17 protein-coding genes, 1 tRNA gene and 2 pseudogenes are annotated in these 22820 nt (G+C 61.9%); 13 read left to right on the top strand and 7 right to left on the bottom strand.

Features of this window, described 5'->3' with window-relative positions; all coding sequences use genetic code 11:
- The first annotated feature begins 79 nt into the window (after nt 1-79).
- The 3 genes from H0V78_05835 (at nt 80) to glcF (ending at nt 3978) form a co-directional block, all read left to right on the top strand.
- Nucleotides 80-1579 carry an FAD-binding protein gene (locus H0V78_05835; GenBank protein MBA2351307.1) on the top strand — a complete coding sequence of 500 codons (1500 nt, stop codon included), beginning with the start codon at nt 80-82 and terminating at the stop codon, nt 1577-1579.
- A 16-nt stretch (nt 1580-1595) separates the two neighbouring features.
- Nucleotides 1596-2669: a glycolate oxidase subunit GlcE gene (glcE, locus tag H0V78_05830; protein MBA2351306.1), complete on the top strand. Its 1074-nt coding sequence runs from the start codon at nt 1596-1598 to the stop codon at nt 2667-2669.
- Nucleotides 2670-2736: 67 nt separating this feature from the next.
- The gene (gene glcF, locus H0V78_05825; protein MBA2351305.1) at nt 2737-3978 is read left to right on the top strand and encodes a glycolate oxidase subunit GlcF; all 1242 of its coding nucleotides are present in this window, start codon (nt 2737-2739) and stop codon (nt 3976-3978) included.
- A gap of 16 nt (nt 3979-3994) precedes the next feature.
- Here the strand turns inward: glcF and H0V78_05820 are convergent, their stop codons facing one another.
- A complete protein-coding gene (locus H0V78_05820) occupies nt 3995-6175 on the bottom strand; it encodes a SulP family inorganic anion transporter (protein ID MBA2351304.1) in 2181 nt (726 codons plus the stop codon).
- 410 nt (nt 6176-6585) lie between these two features.
- Here H0V78_05820 and H0V78_05815 point away from each other — a divergent pair, with 410 nt between their 5' ends.
- On the top strand, nt 6586-6831 hold the full coding sequence (locus tag H0V78_05815) for an N-acetyltransferase (protein MBA2351303.1): 246 nt from the start codon (nt 6586-6588) through the stop codon (nt 6829-6831).
- A gap of 158 nt (nt 6832-6989) precedes the next feature.
- Here the strand turns inward: H0V78_05815 and H0V78_05810 are convergent, their stop codons facing one another.
- A complete protein-coding gene (locus H0V78_05810) occupies nt 6990-9314 on the bottom strand; it encodes a hypothetical protein (GenBank protein ID MBA2351302.1) in 2325 nt (774 codons plus the stop codon).
- A gap of 199 nt (nt 9315-9513) precedes the next feature.
- Nucleotides 9514-12552 carry a penicillin acylase family protein gene (locus H0V78_05805; protein MBA2351301.1) on the bottom strand — a complete coding sequence of 1013 codons (3039 nt, stop codon included), beginning with the start codon at nt 12550-12552 and terminating at the stop codon, nt 9514-9516.
- A gap of 484 nt (nt 12553-13036) precedes the next feature.
- On the opposite strand from H0V78_05805, the gene H0V78_05800 reads away from it, so the two are divergent.
- The 4 genes and pseudogenes from H0V78_05800 (at nt 13037) to H0V78_05785 (ending at nt 16292) form a co-directional block, all read left to right on the top strand.
- Nucleotides 13037-13243, top strand: a complete 207-nt coding sequence (locus H0V78_05800; protein ID MBA2351300.1) for a type II toxin-antitoxin system HicB family antitoxin — start codon at nt 13037-13039, stop codon at nt 13241-13243.
- A pseudogene (locus tag H0V78_05795) lies at nt 13236-13456 on the top strand (type II toxin-antitoxin system HicA family toxin). Before H0V78_05800 ends, H0V78_05795 begins: the two are co-directional and overlap by 8 nt.
- Before the next feature lie 61 nt (nt 13457-13517).
- Nucleotides 13518-15347, top strand: coding sequence for an ATP-binding cassette domain-containing protein (locus H0V78_05790; protein ID MBA2351299.1), 1830 nt, complete (start codon nt 13518-13520; stop codon nt 15345-15347).
- A gap of 168 nt (nt 15348-15515) precedes the next feature.
- Nucleotides 15516-16292, top strand: coding sequence for a class I SAM-dependent methyltransferase (locus H0V78_05785; GenBank protein ID MBA2351298.1), 777 nt, complete (start codon nt 15516-15518; stop codon nt 16290-16292).
- Nucleotides 16293-16401: 109 nt separating this feature from the next.
- Here H0V78_05785 and H0V78_05780 read toward each other — a convergent pair whose 3' ends face one another.
- Nucleotides 16402-16866, bottom strand: a complete 465-nt coding sequence (locus H0V78_05780; GenBank protein ID MBA2351297.1) for a cupin domain-containing protein — start codon at nt 16864-16866, stop codon at nt 16402-16404.
- A 24-nt stretch (nt 16867-16890) separates the two neighbouring features.
- Nucleotides 16891-17605 (bottom strand): annotated as a pseudogene (locus H0V78_05775) (hypothetical protein).
- Nucleotides 17606-17806: 201 nt separating this feature from the next.
- On the opposite strand from H0V78_05775, the gene H0V78_05770 reads away from it, so the two are divergent.
- The 3 genes from H0V78_05770 (at nt 17807) to H0V78_05760 (ending at nt 19637) form a co-directional block, all read left to right on the top strand.
- Entirely contained in the window at nt 17807-18673 is an 867-nt protein-coding gene (locus H0V78_05770; protein ID MBA2351296.1) for a polyphosphate kinase 2 family protein, read from the top strand.
- Between the two features lie 130 nt (nt 18674-18803).
- Nucleotides 18804-19100, top strand: coding sequence for a hypothetical protein (locus tag H0V78_05765; GenBank protein MBA2351295.1), 297 nt, complete (start codon nt 18804-18806; stop codon nt 19098-19100).
- Nucleotides 19101-19253: 153 nt separating this feature from the next.
- Nucleotides 19254-19637 carry a cupin domain-containing protein gene (locus tag H0V78_05760; protein ID MBA2351294.1) on the top strand — a complete coding sequence of 128 codons (384 nt, stop codon included), beginning with the start codon at nt 19254-19256 and terminating at the stop codon, nt 19635-19637.
- A gap of 355 nt (nt 19638-19992) precedes the next feature.
- Here the strand turns inward: H0V78_05760 and H0V78_05755 are convergent, their stop codons facing one another.
- Together H0V78_05755 and H0V78_05750 are read right to left on the bottom strand one after the other, a co-directional pair.
- Nucleotides 19993-20247: a hypothetical protein gene (locus tag H0V78_05755; GenBank protein MBA2351293.1), complete on the bottom strand. Its 255-nt coding sequence runs from the start codon at nt 20245-20247 to the stop codon at nt 19993-19995.
- Nucleotides 20248-21012: a hypothetical protein gene (locus H0V78_05750; protein ID MBA2351292.1), complete on the bottom strand. Its 765-nt coding sequence runs from the start codon at nt 21010-21012 to the stop codon at nt 20248-20250. It abuts the gene before it with no gap.
- Between the two features lie 407 nt (nt 21013-21419).
- On the opposite strand from H0V78_05750, the gene galE reads away from it, so the two are divergent.
- Both galE and H0V78_05740 read left to right on the top strand, forming a co-directional pair.
- Nucleotides 21420-22400 carry a UDP-glucose 4-epimerase GalE gene (gene galE, locus H0V78_05745; GenBank protein ID MBA2351291.1) on the top strand — a complete coding sequence of 327 codons (981 nt, stop codon included), beginning with the start codon at nt 21420-21422 and terminating at the stop codon, nt 22398-22400.
- Nucleotides 22401-22620: 220 nt separating this feature from the next.
- Nucleotides 22621-22710: transfer RNA gene (locus tag H0V78_05740), tRNA-Leu, on the top strand.
- Nucleotides 22711-22820: the final 110 nt, after the last annotated feature.

The raw sequence follows: 22820 nt of genomic DNA, 5'->3' as shown, positions 1-22820 counted from the left end.
AACGACTTTCGCGCGATTTTGATCGATACGCAGACATGACACCACGGGCTCTATCGGCAGTGCCTAACGGGGTTTCGACATGACTTCAGCTGCCCAGGGCGACCGAACGACAGCGCCAGCCGCATCTGCCGCCGCCGGGCTGATCGATCGCCTGCGCGCAATCCTGCCGCGCGAATCGCTGCTGACGCAGAGCGAGGATCGCCGGCCGTACGAAACCGACGGCCTGTCGGCCTATCGCGAATTGCCGATGCTGGTCGCGTTGCCGGAAACCGAAGCGCAGGTGCAGGAGGTGCTGCGCGCGTGTTTCGAGGCGCGCGTACCGGTCGTCGCGCGCGGCGCGGGCACCGGATTGTCGGGGGGCGCCTTGCCGCATGCGCAGGGCGTGCTGTTGTCGCTGTCGAAATTCATGCGCATCCTCGATATCGATCCGCTGGCGCGAACCGCGCGCGTGCAACCCGGCGTGCGCAATCTGGCGATTTCGGAAGCGGTGGCGCCCTACGGCTTGTACTACGCGCCCGACCCTTCGAGCCAGATTGCGTGCAGCATCGGCGGCAACGTCGCCGAAAATTCGGGCGGCGTGCATTGCCTGAAATACGGTCTGACCGTGCACAATATTCTGAAGCTGCGCGTCATCACGATCGAAGGCGAGCTGCTTGAGATCGGCAGCGATGCGCTCGACTCGGCGGGCTACGATCTGCTCGCGCTAATGACCGGATCGGAGGGCATGCTCGGCGTGATTACCGAAATCACCGTCAAGCTGCTGCCGAAGCCAGAGCGCGCGCAAGTCGTACTGGCGGCCTTCGACGACATCGCGCTGGCCGGCAACGCGGTCGCCGATATCATCGCCGCCGGCATCATACCGGCCGGCCTCGAAATGATGGACAAGCCGGCGATCCGCGCCGTCGAGCAATTCGTGCACGCTGGTTATCCGCTCGACGCCTCGGCGATTCTGCTGTGCGAATCGGACGGCACCGCCGAGGATGTCGCTCACGAAATCGCCCACGTCACCGCGCTGCTCGAAGCCGGCGGCGCGACCGAAGTGCGCTGCTCGCGTGACGATGCCGAACGGGAAAAATTCTGGTCCGGGCGTAAAGCCTCGTTTGCCGCGGTCGGCCGCATTTCGCCGGATTACTATTGCATGGACGGCACGATTCCGCGCAAGCGCCTCGGCGAAACCCTGCAGGCGATCGCAGCGCTCGAACAGAAATACAATTTGCGTTGCGCCAATGTGTTTCACGCCGGAGACGGCAATCTGCATCCGCTGATTCTGTACGACGCCAACAAGCCGGATGAATTGCACCGGACCGAACAATTCGGCGGCGAAATCCTCGAGCTGTGCGTCAAGCTTGGTGGCACAATTACGGGCGAGCACGGGGTCGGCATCGAGAAGATCAATCAGATGTGCGTGCAGTTCGGAAGCGCCGAACTCGACGCATTCAACGCCGTGAAGCGCGCGTTCGACGAACACGGCTTGCTGAATCCGGGCAAAGCGGTGCCGACCCTGCATCGCTGCGCGGAATTCGGCCGCATGCATGTGCACGCGGGGCAGGAGAAGTTTCCCGAGTTGCCGAGGTTTTAAGCGGCAACCGCTGGACATGCAGCACCTTATCGAAGACTACGGCGCTGTCATCCGTAAAGCCGCCAGTAGCAAAACGCCGCTCTGTGTGCGAGCAGGCGGCAGCAAGGATTTTTACGGCGGCCTGCTGCAGGGCCAGATTCTCGACATCACGTCTTTTCGCGGCATCGTCGATTACGATCCGTCCGAGCTCGTGCTAACGGCGCGCGCCGGAACGCCGCTCGCGGAAATCGAAAGCGCCCTCGGCGAACATCGTCAGATGCTCGCTTTCGAGCCGCCGCATTACGGCGCACAGGCAACTTTGGGCGGCACCGTCGCTTGCGGATTTTCGGGACCACGCGCGGCGTCGTCCGGAACGCTACGCGATTTTGTGCTCGGCGTGCGTGTGCTGGATGGCAACGGCAAGGTTTTGCGTTTCGGCGGTCAGGTCATGAAGAACGTCGCCGGTTACGACGTCTCGCGCGTCATGACAGGCGCGCTGGGGACGCTCGGCGTGCTGCTCGAAATTTCATTGAAGGTACTGCCATTGCCGGCAGCCAACGGCACGCTGCGCTTCGAATTGCCGGAGGAAAAAGCGATCCAGACGCTGAACCAGTGGGCCGGCCTGCCGCTGCCAATTTCGGCGACTGCGTACAACTGCGGCGAACTCGGCGTGCGCTTGTCGGGTGCGGAAGCGGCAGTCGAGGCCGCCTGCAAAAAACTTGGCGGCGAGCGCGTCGGCGACGAAGCAGCGACGGCGTTCTGGATCGGCATTCGCGAGCACACGGATGCTTTTTTTCAAGGCCGACGAAATGATGAACCGATGTGGCGCCTGTCGATCAAATCGACCACGCCGCCGCTCGGTCTTCCTGGCCGGCAGTTGTTCGAATGGCGCGGCGCATTGCGTTGGCTGATTTCGGACGCGGATTCGGCGCGGATTCGGAGCGCCGCCGAAACAGCCGGCGGCCACGCAACGCTGTTCCGCAGCCACGATAAGCAGAAACCCGCGTTTCACCCGCTGTCTGCCACGCTGATGAAACTCCACCTTCGTTTGAAGCAGACGTTCGACCCGCACGGAATTCTGAATCGCGGACGCCTCTATCCCGATTTTTAGCGGCAACCAGACCTGCGACACCGGTCATCCACCATCTGCCCCAACTCTTTGCCCTCCGTACTCCGAGATGCAAACCCAACTCGCTGATTTCATCCGCGGCACGCGCGCCGGTAACGAAGCCGAATCGATTTTGCGTGCGTGCGTGCATTGCGGCTTTTGCAACGCGACGTGCCCGACTTATCAATTGCTCGGCGACGAACTCGATGGCCCGCGCGGCCGCATCTATCTGATAAAGCAGATGCTCGAAGGCGAGCCGGTCACCGGCAGCACGCAACTGCATCTCGACCGTTGCCTGACCTGCCGCGCGTGCGAAACGACGTGCCCGTCCGGTGTGCGTTACGGCAGGCTGGTCGATATCGGCCGCGAAGTGCTCGGCGAAAAAGTCCAGCGCGGATTTTTCGATCGCGTCCAGCGCGCAACGCTGCGCTTCATTCTGACCCGACCGCTGCTGTTCGATCCGCTGCTGAAGCTCGGCCAACTGGCCCGGCCGGTACTGCCGCGAACGCTGGCGCGTAAGGTGCCAGCGCGCGCGAAACCGACTGCATGGCCGCGCACACTCCGGGACCGCACCATGCTGCTGCTCGACGGCTGCGTGCAGCCCTCGCTCGCGCCGAATATCGACGCGGCCGCGGCGCGCGTGCTCGACCGTCTCGGCATCACGCTCTTGCGCGTGCCGCAGGCGCGCTGCTGCGGAGCGATTGCGCATCATCTTGACGATGAACCTGGAGGACGCAACTTCGCCCGCCGCAACATCGACGCGTGGACGCCGTACATTGGACGCGGCGCGGAAGCGGTGGTGAGTACGGCCAGCGGCTGCGGCGCGCACATCCGCGAATATGGACATCTGCTCGCGGATGATCCGGTTTACGCCGAATCCGCCACGCGCATCGCAGCACTTTCCCGCGACATCAGCGAAGTCGTGCTGGCCGAGCGCGAGAATCTAGCCGCGCTGCTGCACGCCGCGCCGCCCGGACATCCGGAAACCGTCGCGTTTCATTCGCCGTGCACCTTGCAGCACGGCCTGAAAATTCGCGGCGTCGTCGAAGACCTGTTGATTGCGTGCGGTTTCAGCCTAAGCCATGTCAGCGATGGCCATCTATGCTGCGGCTCAGCTGGGACCTATTCGCTGCTGCAGCCTGAGCTTTCGCAGCGGTTGCTGGCGAACAAGATCGCGGCGCTCGAAGCCGGCCGGCCGCGGCAAATCGTCACCGCCAACATCGGCTGCCTGCTGCAACTGCGCAGCGCGGCAAGCCGGCCGGTCAGGCACTGGATCGAATTACTGGACGAACGGCTTAACGAACAAACCTGACGGTCCGTTACCGGCGCTAGTCGATTACCGGCTCGCGGTCGAGCATCGGCAACTCGCTTCTGGGAAGCTGCTTCTGATTCAACGGGCAGTATTTGGCCTCGAACGATTTATCGTTTATCCATTGATAGATCGCATCGAGCGCCTGGGTTTCGGTGCGAAAAAAATGCTGCGCGCCGATCAGCGCGAAAAGTTTTGTATCCTCCATCACGCGCATCACCTGGCGCTTGATGCCGGAAAATACCAGCGTGATATCGGTTTCCTGCAGACGCAGCACCAGGTGGCGAATGACTTCCTCGCCGGACGCATCGATTTCGTTGATGCCCTCGCCGACGACCAGAACAAAGCGCGCTTTCGGATGGCTGGCCACGGCTTCGAGAATCGCGTCTTCGAAATACGGCACATTGGCGAAATACAGAGAACCGTCGAAGCGCATGGCGATGATGAATTCGCTGGTCGCGAGATTGTGTTCCTTGGCGTCGCGCAAGGTACCGTCGGGATGGCGGCCGAGCAGTGCGACGCGTGGCTTCATGGTGCGAAACAGATACAGGATGATCGACAGGCCGGCGCCGACCAGGATGCCGAGATCGATGCCCGGCGCGAAACTCAGGGTGGCGAGGAACGTAACCGCCGAAGCGATTCCATCATGCCGATGCGCGTGCCACGCGTGCCTCATGGCGCGAAAATCGATCAAGCCGGCGACAGCGACGACGATGATCACCGCCAAGGTTGCATGCGGCAGGTGGTAGAGCAGCGGCGTGAATACCAGCAAGGTGATCAGCACCAGCAAGCCGCTGAAAACCGAAGAAAAGCCCGTGAGTGCGCCGGCGTTCAGATTGATCGCCGAGCGCGTGAACGAACCGCTGACCGGAAATGTATGGCTGATGCTGCCGACGATGTTGGCCAGTCCCTGACCGATCAATTCCTGATTCGGATTTATGCGCGCGCGCGTTTTCGCCGCCATCGCGTTGGCGATCGAAATCGCTTCCATGAAACCGACCAGAGTGATGATCAGCGCCGAGGGCAGCAGCGCGGTCAGCGTTTCCCAGCCGAACTGCGGCACCTCGAACTCCGGCAAACCAGGCGGAATCGCGCCGACGATGTCGCCGCCGCCGACCAGCACCAGCTCGTTGTCGGAAACATTTTTGATGCGCCAGCGGTGGCCGTCGTTTTGCGCGCCGGGCGGCGCCTGACCCTGAATGTACAGCGTGCCGGGCGCATTGTTCGCGCCGGGGACGCGCTCGAACACAAGTTTGCGGACTGCGCGCTCGCGCGTGCGCAAATCGTCTTCTATGCTTTTCCGCTCCAGCGCCAGCAGGTCGTTTTGGTAATTCAGCGATGCGGCTAGCCGGCTGCCGGCCGCGCCCATGCGATCGAGCCTGCGCAGTTCAGCGGAAATTTCGGCGCTTTTCTGGTTGACGTAACTGAGCTGGTTTTGCCCGGCCGAATACAGGCCGACCAGTCGGTTGACGTCGCTGTCTTCGATCTGATCGATTTTTCCGGCGCCATAGGTCTGGTAGCCGATGGCCCAGCTCAGGGTTGTGGTCAGCACGACCGCGATCAACACGTTCGGCGCTTTTGCCCGGAATTTCTTGAGGCCGAGGATGATCGCGAAAGCGAGTACCGCCATCAGCAAGGTCGGCAAGTGCGTATCGCCAAGCTGTTGTGCGACCTCCCAGATATCCTGAAAGAAATGATCGCTGCGGCCCAGCGATACGCCGAACAGTTTGTTGATCTGCGACAAGGCGATGATGATAGCCGCCGCATTGGTGAAGCCGACGACGACCGGGTGCGACAGGAAGTTGACGACGACACCGAGCTTGAATACGCCGAGCGTGAGCCTGACCAGGCCGACCAGCATGGCCAGCACGATCGCATAGGCGACGTAGGATTCCGAACCGGCAACGGCCATCGAGGCGAGCGCCGATGCGGCAAGCAGGGAACTGAGCGCGGTGGGACCGGTGGACAATTGCCCCGACGAACCCCACAGCGCACCGATCATGACCGGCAGGAAAGCCGCATACAGCCCATATTGCGCAGGCAGGCCGGCGAGCTGCGCGTAGGCCATCGATTGCGGAATCAGAATCAGCGCGACCGTCAGGCCGGCGATGGCGTCAGTCCGGACCGTATCCTTGCGCAGTGGAAACCAGCGCAGAAACGGAAATGTGCGCGAAAATAATCTCGATAAGGCAAGCGGCATGGTGGTCGTTTTTATTATACGTTGAAGCAGCGGCGCTGCCGACTCCGCCGGGGCCCGCCTGACAGAGGCGAAAGCCGGGCGGAAGGAAAGGCTGCGCTTTCAGGCTTTATCGAGAATCAGCTCGTTGCCGGAACGAAACGTTGTACGCTGCAAAATGCTGATTCGAGCGGAAGCAGAAAGAGATCGCCTTGCCATCTATGCGCTGAACGCATGCGCATTCGGGCGACCGGACGAGGCACGGCTGGCCGATGTGCTGCGGATACAGGCGCGACCTCTCGTTTCACTTGTGGCTGAGGTAAACGGCGCCATCGCAGGCCACACATGTTTACGCCGGTGTCTCAGTCGGGCTATCCCGTTCTCATTATGGGTCTTGCGCCTATGGCTGTTATCCGGCCTCCCAGCGCACCGGCATCGGCTCTGCCCTTGTGCGAGCCGGCCTCGAACGATGTAAGCAATCGGGAGCCGTTGCAGCGGTCGTTTTAGGGCATCCGACGTTTTATCAGAGATTAGGGTTTTCTCCCGCCACGCGTTTCGGCATGACGTGTGAATACGACGTGCCGCCGCCGGAGGCATTCCTGGCCATGGAACTTTGGCCCGGCGGTCTACACGGGGTATCAGGAACAGTGAAGTACCATGCTGCGTTTCGCGACGTATAACCTGCTGCTGCAACAAGCCAGGATTGCTTTCAGTAAGCGTAGGTCAGGGAGCCCGCAGGCTCCCTGACAAAGATTGCCCGATCGATGCTGTCAGGGAGCCTGCGGCACCCTGACTTACGGATTTCGTTTTAACACGACTTTTATTTACCGGACAGAAACTAGCGCGTCCCGAAACCACGCGCCCCGCCCGGCGCTCCGCCGCTCGATCTGCCTATGCTTCCGCCCGCTCCCAAGCCGCTCATACCACGTACGGGCGCAGCCTGGATGGTAGTAGCGCTCCGCCCCGCCGGTCCGTGTATTTGCGGTGCGGCGCGAGGCGTTATAGCACGAGGGGCAGGCGCTATGTTCTGGCGTACGCCGGTGATCGCCGGCGCAATGTTCTGGCGTGCGCCGGTAATGGCTGGCGCCCGGTTCACGGATGGCGGCGCGGACGGCGTGGTGCGCATGACCGGCGCCGAACGCATCGGTGGCGCGGACCGTGGGATCGAAGGGCCGATCGAAGGTGAGACAGATGTGCCGTTGCCAAGCGCGGCGCGCGGTATCACCGGCGACGGAGCCGCCCGCTGGTAAACGGTACCGGGGTTTGAGCGAACGGTCGCCGGCGCGTTTACGCTGGCGCGGCCAGGTATTATTGCGCGCGGTTGAATAGCGGAAGGCGTCGACGGACCGACGGGGGTCACAGGAGGCCGCGCATCCGGCCGCGATTGCGGGATGATCGCCGGCGCCAGCACGCGCGCATCGCCAGTTCTGCCGATGGCGTTCATTCCGCCATTGGCATTCGCGCGCGGAATGCCGGGCTGCATTCTTCCAGCCGACCCAGCTTGCCCGGCACTGACCGAGCCAATTGCGGAGCCCGGTACGGGATTCGCGGCAACGCCACCAGTGTTTCCGGGAATTGTCCGAACCATCGCCTGCGCGCCGGGCCGCGGCGCTGAATTATTGCGCGCTGCCGCGCCGATCGTGCCCGGATTCAGCCGCTGGTTGGCGAATCCTGACTGCGGAATATTTGTGCGCCCGAAAATATTGCTGCCGATTGCGCTAGACGGCACGCTCGGCGTTGGCGAAATCGTGTGGCTGCGCACGACAGGCGGCGCCAGAGGCGCAATCGGCGGGATGGTGCCGGAAACCAAAGCCGGCGGCGGACTCGCGACGACCGGAATCGTCGACGGCGCGACCGGGCGCTCATTGACGAATGCGCGCCGCGGCACCACCGTCACCGCCTGGTGAAACTTGCGGTTCGCGAAATCGATTCCGGGCTGATGATGGCCATGGTTGCGGTGAATCGGATGGCGTACATAACCGCGGTTCAGGTGCGACAGGTAAAACGAGCTATAGCCGTAACCCGGGTAATAGGCTTCGTAGGGCGCGAGCGGAAACCAGCCGATCAGAGGATACGAGCCGAACGAAATCGACACGCTCGAATGCGGATGGCCGACATACGCGACCAGGGCCGGCGCGTACACCGGGTAATGCGCATAATGCCCGGGCCACCAGCCCCAGCGATGGTGGTGATAGACCCAGCGGCCGTAATGAAACGGCGCAAAGCCCCAGGGCGCGTAATCGATCCAGGTCCAGCCCCAGGGTGCGACATGCGACCAGTAGCCGTTGCGATACGGCGCCCAGCCGGCCGGGACGTCGCTCGGATACCAGAGCGAGCCGTAGCGCGTATGCTCGCGCCACTCGCCGTAGCGATCGAGTTCTTCGTAACCGGTCGTTTCCGGCGATAGTTCGGAGGGCGCTTCGGCCGAGCGCGCTTCCTCGTACTCGCGGTCGCGCGCCAGCACCCAGCGATCAAAATCATCGAGATCGGGCTGGCCGACTTCGGGTTCGCCCCCAGCCAGAAGCGCCGATTCGTCGGCGCGAATGGTGATGAGCTCATCGCCGGCCGTCGCGGTAGCAAGACCATGAAACACGGTGACGCGCGTCGCTGCGCCGCTAGTTTCGCTGGTATCGGAATCAGAACCGGGGTTCGAATCAGAATCCAACTGGCGTCCGCCGTCGACATCGATGCGAAAGCGGCCCGGCCGCATCAGATCGATGGTGGTATCCGCGGTCACGATCTGGTATGCCTCGCCGCTCCTGATGCTGCGCAAACTGACGCTCAGCGAGCCTTTCGGCAGACCGAGCTGAATCGTCCGATCGTCGATGACGGTCAAATTGAGTTCGCTGTTTTCTTCGATGCGCAACGCCATCGAGCCGATGCGGATTTCGGCGCGCGCGCCGTCCGCGGTCGACATGGCGTTGCTTGATGTAACCGGAAAATTCAGCACCGCGCGCTGCCAGTCATCACCGGAATAAAACGATACATTCCCCTCGATCAGGCTGATGCGACCGACGCGCGCCGGCGGATCCTCGGACCGCGCATTGACACCAGGCACACCAGGCGCGCTCTCCGGCGCGCCTTCCCGTGGCGTGAGCGCCCAGACCGGGCCGCCGGCAAAAGTCAGCGCGAGAAACAGGGCAAACAGCCAACGAGGTTTCATGGCGATTCCTGAAGCGCCATAAGGCTAGTTACGCGAAATGGCGCACCGTGGATGACGATAGCAATTCGACCCTGCGCCGCCGCTAAAGTTTGCGCGCTAAAGTTGGGCTAGTAGCGCCGGCCTGGCCGCAGCGAAGCATCGCGAGCGTTTACGCAAAGTTTGACCCGCCCAATCAAGCGGCTGGATCGGTCGCCATCATTCACGGCGCCGGCTGCAGTCGCAAAGTGCCGATCGCACCATCGTCGATTTCGCTGCGACGGGTCGTCATCGGCAGGTATTCGACTGCCGCCCAGCGCGCGACGAAATCGGCATAACGCGGCGACAAGCGGTTGCCGGATTGGCCGGTCTCGTGGATGAACAGCGAGCCGTCGAGATCGGCCAGATCGTAGATCGCGCGCAAGGTCGCGGCGTGGCGGCTGGCGTAGGGCGCGCGAGCATCACGGATTTTATAGCTCCCGACATTGATGCTGTGGGTATCGCCGGCAGTCGGCGTGCGCAGATCGAACAGGCGGCCGAATAGCGCGTCGCGGCTGAATGGGCGATGCTCGGCCTCGGCAACGTGCGCATCGCCCCAACGCCAGCGCAGCATGTTGACGCCGTAACGCTGACGCAAGTCGGCCAGTGCCAGATTCAGTGCTGCGCCGGTCTGCTGTGCGCAGTCTTCACGCGCGGTCGTGGTGATGTCGTCGCACCAGCGGCCCTGCCCATCCTGATCCGTCAGGACGTTGAACAGAAACAGCGGCCGTTGCTCCCAGGCGTCATCGAACAGCTCGCCGAGTTCGTCCGCGTAAACCAGACGCGATAACTCGCGCAGCCATGCCGCGGCAATCAAAGGCCGCGGCTGGTCCGCCAGCATCTCACCATCCCAATCGTCGAGTAATTGCAGCGCGGCCGCGGCCTCGGCGGTCAGCGCCGGCGCCTTCAGCAAAAGCGGCAGAAATTCGGCGATCATCGGCGACGTGATATCGCCCTGAATCGCAGCGAAGGTGGCCGGCGTGTGGCGCGCGCTGGCGTCGAGCAATTCGGCAATGCGCCGGGCGCGGTACGGCGCCGCCCAGTCATACGCGAGCAGGTGCGGATAATCGTCGGCGACGATGCGGTTATTCGCGGTGACGATCTTGCCTTCGGCCGGGTTGAAGCTGCGCGGCAATTCATCGAAAGGGATGTAGCCGTCCCAGTCGTAGCGCGCATCCCAGCCAGGCGCCGGCGACAGACCTTGCAAATCATTGCCGGGCTTGCGCATGGGCACCCGGCCAGGGGCGATGAAACCGATATTGCCCGCGACATCGGCGTAAACCACGTTCTGCTGCGGTGAATGAAAGTCGCGCATGGCGGCGACGAATTCGTCCCAGTCGCCGGCGCGCGCAAGCTTCAGACTGGCCTGGAAGCTGAGGTCGTCGTCGGCCAGCGCGGCCCAGGCAAACGCGAGCGCATGGCCCGCTTCGACCGGCGCGTCGATCACATCGGAAATGATCGGTCCATGGCGGCTTTCGCGGATAGTCAACACGACGTCCGGCCAATTTTTGACCTTGATGGTTTCCGTGCGCACCTCGAATGCGCGCGTGCCATCGGGCGTCTGATAACGGCCCGGATCGCGCGCATCGATTTTTTCCAGAAACAAGTCCTGCACGTCCGGCCCGGTGTTCGTGAACGCCCACGCAATGCGATCGTTGCGGCCGAGCACGACGCTCGGCACGCCGGGAAAAGTCGCGCCGATGACATTTATTTGCGGCGTGTGCAAGTGCGCGAAATACCAGACCGAAGGTGCGGTTAGCGACAGGTGCGGATCGTTCGCCAGCAGCGGCTTGCCGCTCGCGCTGAAGCGGCCGGCGATGGCCCAGTTGTTGGAGCCAGCCCCGTCCGGCAAGCCGGGCGGCGCAAGCGCTGCAAGGTGCGCGAACTCGTCGCTGAGATTCACGTACAGCGCTCGCAAATCCGGCGCGAAAGAAGGCGAAGGCATGGCGGGATTGGGGGCGACGCGATTCAATGCGGGCTCGGGCTCGAACCGCGTCTCATCGGGTGCTGTGGCGGGCTTCTCGGGATCCGCGTCCGAGGGTTGCGGCGGCGCCGGTTCATCGCCGAAAGATTCCGACGCGGATGGCCCGGGAGCGGCAGGCGCTTGCTCCGGCTCGCCTGGGGGTGTCTGCTCCGGCTCGCCTGGGGCTGCTTGCTCCGGCTCGCCCGGGGCCGCTTCGGGTTGCGGCTCGGTCGGCTCCAGCCGTTCGGATGGCTGTGCCGGCGCAGCGGATTCCGATTCCGGCGCCGCTTCCTCCTGCTCCGGCGTTGACTTCTCGGCGGAGGGCTCCGGCGTTGGCTTCTCCGAGGCCGGCTCCGGCGCCAGTTGCCCTGGCTCCGGCTGCGGCTGCGCGGATTCCGGCTGCGCAGATTCCGGCTGGGCGGATTCGGATGGCACGCTCTGCGGCTCCGATCGATCCGATTCCAGCAACGGCGGCGCTAATGCCTCGGGCTGCGTTTGCGGCTTCTGCGGTTCACCATGCGGAGGCTTTGGCCCGTTTTGCGTTTGCCCTGGCACAGAATCAGGCTGCGCGGCCCCGCTTTCGGGAACCCTTTTTGCAGGCGACTGGGCTTTCCATGTTCCCGCCTGATCGCGGCGCGGCGTCAGAAATTCCTCGATCTGTTGCGCGAACAGTTTTTCGGCGAGCCGCGCGCGCAGCAGTTCCTGACGCCAGTTTCCGCTCAGGTCCCACGCCATCATCTTGACCCAGCTCAATGAATCGACCGCAGTCCACAGTTCTGGCTTGACGCCGAGCAGCACGAATTCCGGCGGCAGCGGGCCGCTGCGCTGCTGCAGATATGCGTTGACACCGGCAGCGTAAGCCGACAAGGCGCTGCGCGCCTCGTTGTCGAGATGCTCGAAAGTGGCGGCCGCCTGACGTGTGATGCCGAGTGTGCGCAGAAATTTATCCGACGCCAGCGCGCGCTTGCCGACGATCTCGGCCATGCGCCCGGCGGCGATGCGCCGGTTGATTTCCATCTGCCACAAGCGATCCTGCGCGTGCGCGAAACCGAGCGCAAAATTGGCGTCCGCGCTATTCTGGGCGAAAATATGCGGAATGCCGTGGCGGTCGCGCACGATTTCGACAGTCCCGCGCACGTCCGGCACAACGATGGTTCCGGACGTTTGCGGCAGCGACAAGCGCAAATAAAACACCGCGCCGCCCAGCGCCACGATTCCCAGCAGCAGGATAGCGAGCGCCAGGCGCACGATAGTCTTCATGCGCCGCCTTTCATCGGCGGCGAACAATTTTGCTGTTCATTCAAACTGTCCGGATTCGGTCGCGTTGCGTTCCGCAAATAACTTGTTCATTTTCGCGCCGTTCGTGGTCAGCCCTTCGGCTTTGCTCAGGACAGGCCCGTGGAACCATGAACGACGGCAGGCGGCCCTTCGACAGGCTCGGAGCCTGCCTTCGAATGCCACCGATTAGTACCTTCGAGGGCAAGTCTAATCGAGGGCGAACGGCGAATTAAGGCAACTTATTTGCGGGACACGACAGTAGCCTCTACTGGACAAGCGAATGCCGCGTCAGTTGCTGGCCCGCTTGACAAAAGGATAGCGAAGTAATCGGGTCGACGGCCACGATTACTTCGCTATCCCTTCGATCGAGAGGACTTGCCCCGGCAAGCCTGGTCAATGCCCTCACGTCAAACGTTTAGGCGGTGATAATCAGCGGCGTTATACTGGCAATGCCGAAGGAGAAATCATGGAACTGTCCGCCGTCTTAACGCCTGCCGCTGAGGGCGGCTTTGTTGCGCTGAATTCTGAAACGGGAACAACCTCTCAAGGGGAAACGGTTGAAGAAGCGCTCGCGAATCTGCGCGAGGCAACTGAGCTTTACCTGGAAGAATTTCCGCTCACTGTCACTGGCCGTTCGCTACTGACCACATTTCAAGTCCCTGTAAATGCCTAGCCTGCCCGTTGTTTCGGGCGCTGAGGCGGTTCGCGCTTTGCAACATCTCGGCTTCGTCGCTGCTCGCCAGCGCGGCAGCCATATCGTTCTCCGCAAGGGGTCCCTGGGTTGCGTAGTCCCAAACCATCGCGAACTCAAAACCGGCACACTGTCCGGCTTATGAAACAAGGTGGTGTTTCCGTCGAAGAATTCAATAAGGCGCTGAGTGCCTAACGTTGCGGCCAAGAGGGAAGCCGCGAAAAGCCGTGGCGCCCCTTACCTTTTACGATAGCAGATGGCCAAACCGCAACCAGGCCAACCCGGCGCCGTTTTACCGCCGCGCGGCGATCTGCGCGAGCTGCGCCGGCTTGCCGGATTCGTCAAACCGTATCGTCTGCAAATAGCGCTCGCGGTGATCGCGCTGACTGTCGCCGCCGCCAGCGTGCTCGCCATCGGCCAGGGCTTGCGGTACGTCGTCGATCGCGGCTTCGGTGATGCCGATCCCAACCTGCTCGACAACGCTCTGATCGGCCTTCTGGTCGTCGTCTGCGTGCTCGCCGCCGCGACTTACAGCCGCTTCTCACTGGTGTCGTGGATCGGCGAACGCGTGACGGCGGATATTCGCCGCGCCGTGTTCAGCCACCTGCTGAAGCTGTCTCCCGGATTCTTCGAAGTGACGCGCACCGGCGAGGTGATCTCAAGGCTGACCAACGACACGACTCTGCTCGAAGTCGTGATCGGATCGTCGGCGTCGTTCGCGCTGCGCAACCTGCTGCTCCTGATCGGCGGCCTCGTCATGCTCGCCATAACCAGCCCCAAGCTGACCTTGCTGGTTGTCATCGGCGTGCCGCTGACAGTCGCGCCGATCCTGCTGTTCGGCCGGCGCGTGCGTAAATTATCGCGCGCCAGCCAGGACAAGGTCGCGCAGGTCAGTTCGCATATCGACGAAGCACTGCACGAAATTCGCACGATCCAGGCTTATGGCCACGAAACGCACGATGCTGCGACATTTTCACTGCGCGTCGAGGAAGCGTTCGCCACCGCGGTCGATCGCGTGCGCCAGCGCGCCTTGCTGACGGCGATGGTGATCCTGCTCGTGTTCGGCGCGGTCGGCGTGATTTTGTGGATCGGCGGCCATGATGTGCTGAGCGGGCGCATCAGCGGCGGCGAACTGTCGGCGTTTGTCTTCTACGCTGTGCTGGTCGCGGCGGCGGTCGGCGCGATTTCGGAAGTGATCGGCGATCTGCAGCGCGCGGCCGGCGCCGCCGAACGTCTGCTCGAACTGCTGGCGACCGAGCCCGAAATCAAGGCGCCCCTGCATCCGCAACCGCTGCCTGCTCCGGCGCGCGGCGAAGTGCGCTTCGACAACGTCACATTCTTTTATCCGTCGCGGCCTGAAACGCCGGCGCTGAGCCGGTTTTCCCTGCGCGCCGCACCCGGCGAAAAAGTCGCGCTGGTCGGGCCCTCCGGCGCCGGCAAGACGACCGTGTTCCAGTTGCTGCTACGCTTCTACGATCCGCAAACCGGCGCGATTAGCCTCGACGGCGTCGATCTCAAAGCTGCCGATCCGCGCGCGGTGCGTGAACGGATCGCGCTGGTGCCGCAGGACGCCGTGATATTCGCCGGCAACGTGTGGGACAACGTGCGCTTTGGCCGCCCGCAAGCGAGCGATGAGGACGTCAGGGAAGCGTGCCGGGCGGCATACGCGACCGAATTTCTCGAACGCCTGCCGGAAGGCTTCGACACGTTTCTCGGCGAACGCGGCGTGCGTCTGTCGGGCGGCCAGCGCAGCCGCATCGCCATCGCCCGCGCCATCCTGTCCGATCGGCCGGTGCTGTTGCTCGACGAGGCGACCAGCGCGCTCGATGCCGAGAGCGAACGCATGGTGCAAGCCGCGCTGGCGCGCCTGATGCAAGGCCGCACCACGCTGGTCATCGCGCATCGCCTCGCCACCGTGCAAAACGCCGACCGCATCGCCGTCATCGATCATGGCCGCATCGTCGCGATCGGCGAGCACGCCGAACTGATCGCGCAGGATGGTTTGTATGCGCGGCTGGCGGCGCTGCAATTCGGCTTGCATGGCGACAGCGCGGCGGCCAGCCCTAACGCAGCGAGCTTTTCTTGAACGACGGCAGCGCGCCGCGCATTCCGCCGTTGAGAAACAGTTCGGCCAGGTCCGCTTTCCCGCTTACAAAGCTACGCTGCTTGGTGCGTCACCACGGTTTGTCCGGCGTCGATGGACCAAAGCATGCTCTGCACGCTCGACGCTGCAGTCATCTGAATCAACATCAATATGGCTAAAGCAACCAGGGATGCCGCGCCGCCCATTGCGCAGCCTCCGCATCCAGTTCTGGAACAATATTACGCGAGCGAGCGCGAACGTCCGCTGCGTGTGAACGAAATGTTCGACGCGGCCGCAGCCGAGTACGACCGCGTCGAAAACGCGATGAGCCTGGGCACCGGCAAGCGCTATCGCCGCCAGGCGCTCGCGCGCGCCGGCCTAGGCGCGGGAATGCATGTGCTCGACGTCGGTTGTGGCACCGGCATCGTGACGCAAGAGGCGGCGCGCCTGGTCGGCGCGCATGGCTCTGTGGTCGCGATCGACCCGAGCAGCGGCATGCTGGCGCAAGCGCAACAGCGCGCCGTCGCGCTTGCGGTGCAAGGCGTCGGTGAGCGGCTGCCTTTCGCCGACGCCAGCTTCGATGTCGTCTGCATGGGTTACGCGCTGCGCCACGTCGCCGACCTCAATGCCGCATTTTCCGAGTTTCGCCGGGTTTTGCGCCCGCGGGGCTTCGCGTTGCTGCTGGAGATTACAGCGCCGCAATCGCGCTTCGAGCACGCGCTATTGAAGCTTTACATGAAACGCATCGTGCCCGCCATCTCGCGCATCAGCCGGAACGGACGAGCGGCGAGCCGTCTGATGTCCTACTACTGGGAGACGGTCGAGAATTGCGTCCCGCCACTCACCATCATCGACGCGCTGCGGCGCGCCGGCTTCGAGCAGGTCGAGCGCAAAGTCGAGATTGGTGTTTTCAGCACTTACAGAGCGGTCAGCGTCGGCTCGCGCTAGCTGCGATCGGCGCTGCCTGCTCGCCCGATGCTGACGCGGGCCTATAGCCCGTTTACGTCGACACGGTTAGTTGGCGCTTCTGACGAACGTGACGCAGGCATCGGCACGTTCACGGATGCGGATGAATCTGGTCGACCCAGTACACTTCTTCGGGCGGCTCGGCGGACTCGATATCAAGATTCACGACGACCGGTTCCTGGCCACTGCGCACCAGCACGCAACGCAAAATTTCGGCCCTGCTGGCATTGATTTCCTGATGCGGCACGAACGGCGGCACATAGATAAAATCACCCGCGCCGGCCTCCGCGACAAACTCGAGCTGTTCGCCCCATCGCATGCGCGCACGGCCGCTGACGACATAGATGACGCTCTCCAATTCGCCATGATGGTGCGCGCCGGTCTTGGCATTCGCCTCGATGTTCACCGTCCCCGCCCACAGCTTGCTCGCACCCGTGCGTGCGTGATCGATCGCGGCGGCGCGTGTCATGCCCGGCGTTTGCGGCGTGTTTGGATCGAGTTGATCGCCGGGAATTATTTTGACGCCGTGGTCGCGCCAGTTTTGGGTGGTGGTCATTTCATTGCTCGGTAACGGGCGTTTCTACGAAGCGGCGACCTCGGCTGGAACCGCTGGTTGGATCTCAGGACGTTGCAACGCTTCAATGCTCTTAATTACTTGGCCTCCTAATTGCCGCGTGTTGAATGGATTTCCATTTGAGTTGAGAAGCGGGACGTTCAGCTGCAGCGCGAGTTCCTTCAGAGCCGGCAGCACCGGACTGACCATCGCGCCGTTTCGTTCTATTTCAATGGTTCAACTTTCGAGCTCGCGGATTGTGCAGGCCTGGAACCGAACTTCGTTCGTAGCCTTGATTTCGCTTCTGGGCCTGGACTTCTTGACCAGACGACTCAGCGATAACGCCCGCTTGCCCTACCTTCGAGAGCCATCAAGGAAACAGCCTCTGCCACCGGTGCGTCCGACAAAATCTCGACCTGCATCTCTTCGGTGTTTACGCGAAGCACAATTACGCGATCGACCTGCCCCAAAGATTTTGGATTGAATGCGACATGGCCGCTGCCGCCCATCATGGCCGTGGTCTTGACGGAGATGCGCTCGCCTTGCGCGCTTACGACGTCATAGCCCTGCTGATTGACGGCCACAGCCATTTGACCATTCGTGATGAGGGCGGCATACAGTTCGCCGATGCGACCGCATAGATGCCGAAGCTCGGTAGGAGGGACTCCCCACTGAAGTTCGCGCTCGAACCACGCCATGGCTTCGCGAGCGATTGAATGAGCTGCATCTGTGTGAGCGCCATGAATAAGGTGTCTTGATTAGGTTTAACGAGGCGCTGGCAAACCAGCCTTACTGGATTCGCCGTGAATCTCTTCTAGCCACTCGGCGGGATCGAAGGCGGCGGTCATTGGCTCGGCGGGCTTATTCATGTGACTATTATCGCAGATAGCTACGTTGTGAAGACCGACTCGATTCTTCCTTAAATACCCATCAAGGAGACCTCATGTTCAAAGCCATCGCCAGCCCGCATCTCGTCCCTTTTGACGGATCGTTTCGGGAGAAAGATGCGCGAACCGCCCCGGCAAAAGCTGCCGATGCGGGCGAGAGCAGGAAGCGGCCGAACAAGCTGGTCGAAGAGCTCAGCGAGATGCAGGAGCTTTTGTACGCTTCGGACCGATACGCGGCGCTGCTGATTTTTCAGGCGCTCGATGCGGCCGGCAAGGACAGCACGATCGGCAAGGTTTTGACCGGCGTCAATCCGCTCGGTTGTCAGGTTTTTTCATTCAAGGCGCCGAGCGCCGAGGAACTCGATCACGATTTTCTCTGGCGCACCACGCGCTGCCTGCCCGAGCGCGGGCGGATCGGCGTCTTCAATCGCAGCTATTACGAGGAAGTGCTGGTCGTGCGCGTGCACCCGGAATATCTGCAAGCGCAAAGGTTGCCGCAGACCGATCCCGAAAAGCTCTGGCAAGAGCGCTTTGAGTCGATTCGCGAATACGAACAGCACCTCGCGCGCAGTGGCGTTGTCATACTGAAATTCTGGCTCAACGTCTCCAAAGACGAACAGCGGCGGCGTTTTCTGGCGCGTCTCGACGAGCCGCACAAAAACTGGAAGTTCAACCCCAACGATGTGAAAGAGCGCGAGCATTGGGACGACTACATGCGGGCTTACCGGGACGCGCTGAACGCGACATCGCGGTCATGGGCGCCGTGGTATGCGATTCCGGCCGACGACAAGGATTACATGCGAGAAACCGTTGCCGAAATCATCGTCGACAACCTGAAGCGGCTATCACTTGAATACCCCACGCCAAGCGCCGAGGCTCGTGCCGAATTCGCCGAACAACGCAAACTGCTCGCAGCGGACTAGAATGGCGCTTCCGGCTCGACCGCCTTCCCCATATACCGCTGCACTGCCTTTTTTAGCGCGGGGAACTTCGTGGCCGCATACCGCCTCTGATTTGAGGAAACGCTGCTAAACAATAACGCAAGGAGAGACCATGAATTCGGAACAGAGAAGCCGCGCGCTTTTCGCCGCAGCCATTGCCGTGGGCGCCGCGGCCGGCTATTTGCTCTACCAGGCCTGGCGCCGCCATCAGCAACATGACATGCCGCAAGAAATCGCGCCGCTTCCGCTGGACCGCGCTTATGACCGGCAGAAGAACATCGACTATCTTGCCGAAAATTATCCGGTGCGCCGCTACGAACCGCCGCGGCAACCGATGCCGCAGCCAGATCCTGCCCAGGATTTCATCAGCAAGGAGAAAGATCCGCTGCACGGATTTCACGGCGGTTGAGGTTTCAGACGGTCGTACTCTGAGATGCGCCTTACGACGGCATTTTTATTGCTTTCGATGAGAACATCGGAACAGATCGATGAAAATTGGTGGCAGGCAGCGCACAAATCAAAAAGCCTGCACAAAATCGATCAATAAACGGGAGCACGGAAAATGGCGGGTTGGCTCGCGAACATCGAGCAGGAGACGCTCGAAAACGAAAACTTCCGTAAGGTGCTGTTCACCGCGCCGAACAGCCAGCTCGTCGTCATGAGCCTGCGGCCGGGCGAGGAAATCGGCGCCGAGACGCATCATCTGGATCAGTTCATTCGCTTTGAGCAGGGCAAGGGCGAAGTCGTCCTCGACGGGAAGCGCCATCCGGTACAGGATGACTATGCGGTCGTCATCCCGGCCGGCACGCGTCACAACGTAATCAATACATCGCGGGACAAGCCGCTGAAGCTTTACACGCTTTACTCCCCGGCTGAGCACCCGCCCGGAACGGTACACAAGACGAAAGCCGAAGCGGATGCCGCGGAGCGCGAGCACGGGCAGTAGGAAAGGATGTCTGCTTATGGTCTTGCGAGTACGCCGCGTTTACCCGCTGGTTCCGCAATCGCGCCCTTTCTTTCCCGATGTCCCGTAACACTTACATTGGTTTGGTAAATTTTTCAGAAACGGGCGTGAGCTGTGCCGAATTGGCGCCGCGTAATCCAGCCTCGCGCAGCAGATCGCAATCCGCCGCACACGCGGCATCGAAAGAATAAGCAGCGGCGAGTGCAACAAGTATCAACAAGGACCAGCCCGTGAAATGCGGCGCTCGTTTTTGCTTTTTCTGGATTCGCGCTTGCGCGTGCTTCTTCTGGCTTCCCGCTCACGCGGGAATGACGACCACCGGACTGTTTGGGGTTTTCTAACCCAAGTACGAGCGCGCCACGAATCCGGCGACGACGATAGCGATCAAGGCAACCACGCGGATCAGTTTGGGGCGCTGGGCGCTGTCGATATCGGGCCGGTGAACAATTCGCACCTTCGGCTCGATCTCGGCCCGCGACAGTGCGCGAACTTTTGCAAATCGACTGTCCGGACCGCGTTCAGCGCGCCTGTTTTCAACCATTGTGTGTCCCTTTTTTCGCAAAGCAAAGTACACCGCGCTGCGCATCAGCAATCAATGCGCGCGCCGTTCAATGCCGGTATACCGCGAATCTCTCTTGCGCCGCTCGGAACCGATGAATAGAGCGGCGGCCAGCACCGCGTTCGCTTTTGCGTGCCGCGCCTTCGGCGGCTTTCGTGCTTCCGTATCATCTACCGATGCGTCTGCCGATACCGGCTGACGCATCGAATCACCATAAAACCCGTCCCCGGACGAGCCGCCTGGCCGCTTTGTTGTCTCGGCTTCGCCCGACAGCGCTCCGACATCGGCCACATAATGACGCCGCATGATGACGGCACTACGTTCGGCTATATTGTTATCGTCCGCCGCGTCATCTTGCGCGACGCCTTCCGCATAAACCGTGACCAGCACACCGCCGCGGCGCAAGCCTTCGGTGTAATACGGGGCTTCTTCCTCGGACACGCCGATGTTGGTGAGCGCACTGATCGCACCGCCAGCGACCGCGCCGATGCCGCCGCCGGCCAGCGCTGTCGCAATCGGGCCCGAGGCGATCACCGGCCCGACGCCCGGGATCGCCAGCCCGACAAGCCCTGCCAGCAGTCCGGTAAGGCCGCCGAACACCGCCCCTGTTCCAGCGCCTTTCAACACGCCTTCGTCCGTCGCGCTATCGTCCGGCACCACCTCGGCCGGCGATCCACTTTCGGCGCCGCTCGCCATCATGCCGATCTTGCTGCGATCGATGCCGGCCTCGATCAACTCTTGCACGACCTGGTGCGCCTCGGCGGCATTCTTCATGAGACCAACTACCGTTTTTGCCACTCGCAATTCTCCTATAGGAATGACGGACACACGCTGTGACTCTTGATGTTTAGATGACAATGCCGGCAGCGAATTCCGTAACGGATTCGATGCCGCCCACAGTTTGCACCGGTCCGTCATGCTTCTTTTCCAGCACCGCGATAGATTATTCTGGAGACTCAGCATCAGATATGCCAGGACGCGTCGCCTGGTCGCATGCGCTTGATTCCTTGGCACGAGTTGCAGCGGCTAATCTTCACAACGCGCCGCAGCCCATTCGACAGCCCCGAAACTGTCTCTCTGCGACGACGATTCACCGAAACATGCCTGGCAGGAAAACAGATGACGGGCCAGCGCGATCGTTCAAAGCCGGCTCACGTGCAAAAACCGGTTCGTGCATACTCGCTTTTACCACTGGAGGGAATCCAATGACTTTACTGATCGTTGGTGGCGCCGGATATATCGGCTCGCATATGGTGAAAGCGCTGCTCGATCGAGGTCAGCACGTGGTGACGCTCGATAATCTTTGCGGGGGCTACCGCGATGCAGTTCTCGGCGGCGATTTCATCCACGGCGACATCGCCGACGCCAGCTTGCTCGATGCCGTTTTCCGCAAGCACCGCATCGATGGCGTCATGCATTTCGCGTCCTTCATTCAGGTCGGCGAATCCGTGCGCGACCCGGCCAAATACTATCGCAACAACGTTTCGAACACCCTGAATCTGCTCGACGCAATGGTTGCGCACAAGGTCAGTCGTTTCGTTTTCTCTTCGACTGCGGCGATCTTCGGCGAGCCCGAGCGTACGCCGATCGACGAAACGCATCCGGTCAAACCGATCAATCCTTACGGCGCGTCGAAGGCGATGGTCGAGCGCTCGCTCGCCGATTACGATGCCGCCTACGGCCTGAAATCGGTTTGCCTTCGTTACTTCAATGCCGCCGGCGCCGATCCATCGGGATTGCTCGGCGAACGTCACGAACCCGAAACGCATCTGCTGCCGCTGGTGCTGCAGACCGCGGCCGGACGCCGCAAAGCGATCACCGTTTTTGGCCGCGACTACGACACGCCGGACGGCACCTGCATACGCGACTACATCCACGTTGTCGATCTCTGCGAAGCGCATGTGCTCGCCATGGAAAGGCTGCGGCGAGGCGCCGGCAGCGCTGCTTACAATCTGGGGAACGGCAGCGGCTATTCGGTGCAGCAGGTGATCGACACAGCGCGTGCTGTCACGCAAAGGCCGATTCATGTCGCGGAGGGCGCGCGTCGTGCCGGCGATCCGGCGCGACTGGTGGCCGACGCATCGCGCGCACACGCCGAGCTCGGATGGCGACCACGCTACCCGGAACTGGACACGATCGTGGCGCACGCGTGGTCCTGGGAAAGGAAAAGCACGGACGAAGGATGAAAGAACTCAGGATTCGCCATTCCGTTTCTGCCGGACAAACACTTCAAGGACCCGAAACATAAAACCCGCTTCATCGGGAGGATACGGCCGGGAGCTGAGCCTCAACCCTGCCCCAGAGATGATAAAATTTCGCGCGCAGAACAAAGGGCGGCGCGAAGATGGCAGCAGTCAGCAATGAAGGCGAGATCGTCCCCGGCCCGCGCTCTTTGTCTTTGCAATAGCCCGAGTGGTGAAACAGGTAGACACAAGGGACTTAAAATCCCTCGGCCCTAAACCGGCCGTGCCGGTTCGATTCCGGCCTCGGGCACCATCAAGTGATTCAAAGTAGTCCAGTAAGGTTCAGAAGTAGTAATAGAAACAGCACAGTAAGCCGAGTAAGTCATCCGATACATTCCAAGCAAGTCCATTGACATCCGGGGG

It is taken from the genome of Burkholderiales bacterium (assembly GCA_013695435.1).
In the GTDB taxonomy this organism is placed as follows: Bacteria; Pseudomonadota; Gammaproteobacteria; order Burkholderiales; family JACMKV01; genus JACMKV01.
Note: the sequence above shows the minus strand (reverse complement) of the source record. Positions and strands in the feature narration are given on the sequence as shown.